3 protein-coding genes are annotated in these 2,467 nt (G+C 65.9%); all 3 read right to left on the reverse strand.

Features of this window, described 5'->3' with window-relative positions:
- Window positions 1-154: 154 nt before the first annotated feature.
- The 3 genes from ACIRR8_RS33000 to rfbA are packed head-to-tail and all read right to left on the reverse strand — an operon-like array spanning window position 155 to window position 2,323.
- Complete coding sequence (locus ACIRR8_RS33000) at window positions 155-418, reverse strand: hypothetical protein (protein ID WP_404071764.1); 264 nt, start codon at window positions 416-418, stop codon at window positions 155-157.
- A gap of 35 nt (window positions 419-453) precedes the next feature.
- A complete protein-coding gene (gene rfbB, locus ACIRR8_RS33005) occupies window positions 454-1,428 on the reverse strand; it encodes a dTDP-glucose 4,6-dehydratase (protein ID WP_404071765.1) in 975 nt (324 codons plus the stop codon).
- Window positions 1,429-1,450: 22 nt separating this feature from the next.
- The gene (gene rfbA, locus ACIRR8_RS33010) at window positions 1,451-2,323 is read right to left on the reverse strand and encodes a glucose-1-phosphate thymidylyltransferase RfbA (protein WP_404071767.1); all 873 of its coding nucleotides are present in this window, start codon (window positions 2,321-2,323) and stop codon (window positions 1,451-1,453) included.
- Window positions 2,324-2,467 lie beyond the last annotated feature (144 nt).

Below are 2,467 nucleotides of genomic sequence, written 5' to 3' on the forward strand. Positions count from 1 at the left end.
TGGATGTACAGATGGGTCTTCTCTGCATAGAGGGCGAACAGCACGCGCATGGCGGAGGCCTCCGACGGCGAGGGGACGGGACGTTGTCCCGCCGGCGGGACAGGGGGAGGGACTCCGGCGGGGCCGGCCGGGTGGCCGGACGGGGCGGGAGACCTCAGGGTGTGGGGAGCGGCTTCCGGGTGCCCATCTGGACGACGAACCCGGAGAACTCGTCGAAGCCGCCGCCCCGGAAGTTGTGCAGCTCCTCCAGCACGACGATGTCGAAGGCGTCCTCGATGTGCAGCAGCAGCTGTATGAGGGTGAAGGAGTCGAGGTCCCCCAGCTTCACCTCGTCAGGGTCCTTCTCCTCGGCGTAGTAGCGCTCCAGGAAGATGCGGATCTGCGCCTTGACCGATGCCTCGTCCAGTACGACGTCCATGGTGATGCTCCCTTTTCTCCTGTGTTGCGCTTCAGTCAATCCCGTACCAGCGGTTCCCACCAGTGCCTGTTCTCGGCATACCAGCGCACCGTGTCGGCCATGCCCGTGGCGATGTCGACGGAAGGGGTGAATCCGAGTTCGCCGAATATCTTCCCGGCGTCGACCGAATAACGGAAGTCGTGCCCTTTCCGGTCGGCCACGTGGAGCACGCTCGACCAGTCCGCCGAGGACAGCTCCAGGAGCATTTCGGTGAGTTCCCGGTTCGATATCCCCTTGCCGCCGCCGATGTTGTAGGCCTCGCCCGGCCTGCCGTTGACGGCGATGAGCGCGAGGGCCCGGCAGTGGTCGTCCACGTGAATCCATTCCCGCACGTGGGAGCCGTCACCGTACAGAGGGATTTTCCGGCCGTCCAGCAATCTGGTGACGAACAGCGGGATGATCTTTTCGGGAAACTGATGGGGGCCGTAGGTGTTCGACGGCCGGGCGATGCGGACGGGCAGCCCGTGGGTACGGTGGAAGGAGCGGGCGAGCAGTTCGGCGGACGCCTTGGACGCCGAGTACGGCGAGTTGGGGCGGAGCGGGAAGTCCTCGTCCCAGGATCCCGAGGCGATGGAGCCGTACACCTCGTCCGTGGAGAGCATGACGAAGCTGTCCACCTGCGCCTCCAGGGCCTCCTGGAGGAGCACCCCGGTGCCCAGCACGTTCGTCCGCACGAAGTCCCCGGCGTCCGCGACGGAACGGTCCACATGCGACTCGGCGGCGAAGTGCACCACCACGGAGCAGTCGCGCAGGGCCTCGCGCACCGCTGCCGCGTCGCACACGTCGCCGCGCAGGAAGCGCAGCCGCGGATCGTCGAGCAGCGGGCCGAGGTTGCGGCGGTCGCCCGCGTAGGTGATCTTGTCCAGCACGGTGACCCGGGCGTCCTCCAGCCCGGGGTACCCCTTGCCCAGCAGGCATCGGACGAAGTGCGAGCCGATGAATCCGGCCCCGCCTGTGACCAGGACTCTCATGGGTGTCACCCTTTCCGGCGCGTCACGCGAGCGCCTTCGCCGTCTCCATCACGTAACGCCCGTATCCGGCCTGGGACATCGCGGCGCCGAGCGCGTGGCACTCGTCGGCGGTGATGTAGCCCATCCGCAGGGCGATCTCCTCCAGGCAGGCGACACGCACTCCCTGACGGTCCATCAGCACCTGGACGTACTGGCCGGCGTCGAGCAGCGACCGGTAGGTCCCGGTGTCGAGCCAGGTGAAGCCGCGCCCCAGCTCGACCAGCCGCACCGTTCCCGCTTCCAGGTAGGCGCGGTTCACATCGGTGATCTCCAGTTCGCCGCGGGCGGAGGGGCGCAGCCCGCGGGCCACCTCCACCACGTCGCCGTCGTAGAAGTACAGGCCCGTGATGGCGTTGCGCGAGCGTGGGTGCGCCGGCTTCTCCTCGATGCCGATCAGCCTGCCCTCGCTGTCGACGTCACCGACGGCGTAGCGCTCCGGATCGGCGACGGGGTAGCCGAAGAGCGTGCAGCCCCGGGACATCGTCCGGCATTCGCGCAGCAACTCCTGGAAACCGGCGCCGTGGAAGAGATTGTCACCGAGGATCAGAGCGGAGGGTTCACCCCCGACGAAGTCGGCACCGACGATATAGGCATCTGCTATTCCCCGGGGTTCCGGCTGCTCGGCATAGCTGATGTCGACTCCCCAGCGGTTTCCGTCTCCGAGCAGCCGGGAGATCGGCTCCATGGATTCGGGCGCCGTGATGATCAGGATGTCCTTGATCCCTGCGAGCATCAGCACGGAGAGCGGGTAGTAGATCATGGGCTTGTCGTAGATAGGAAGCAGCTGCTTCGAAACACCGGAAGTAATGGGCATCAGGCGACTTCCGGTGCCCCCGGCAAGAATTATCCCCTTCACGGCCCTCTCCTTCGCACCTAATATACGTCCTCCATAGGTTGACCCCATCGAAGGCTTCGGAGTCAACACCGGAGCAAGAATTCAAGGAGTCGGCATGCGCGTACTTTTCACCGCTTATGCGGTGCGCACGCATTTCTACAGCAT

Source organism: Streptomyces sp. NPDC101178 (genome assembly GCF_044767965.1).
In the GTDB taxonomy this organism is placed as follows: Bacteria; Actinomycetota; Actinomycetes; order Streptomycetales; family Streptomycetaceae; genus Streptomyces.

Coding starts and splice junctions, on each gene's coding strand:
- rfbB (WP_404071765.1), bottom strand. CDS start 1,428: ATGAGAGTCCTGGTCACAGGCGGGGCCGGATTCATCGGCTCGCACTTC.
- ACIRR8_RS33000 (WP_404071764.1), bottom strand. CDS start 418: ATGGACGTCGTACTGGACGAGGCATCGGTCAAGGCGCAGATCCGCATC.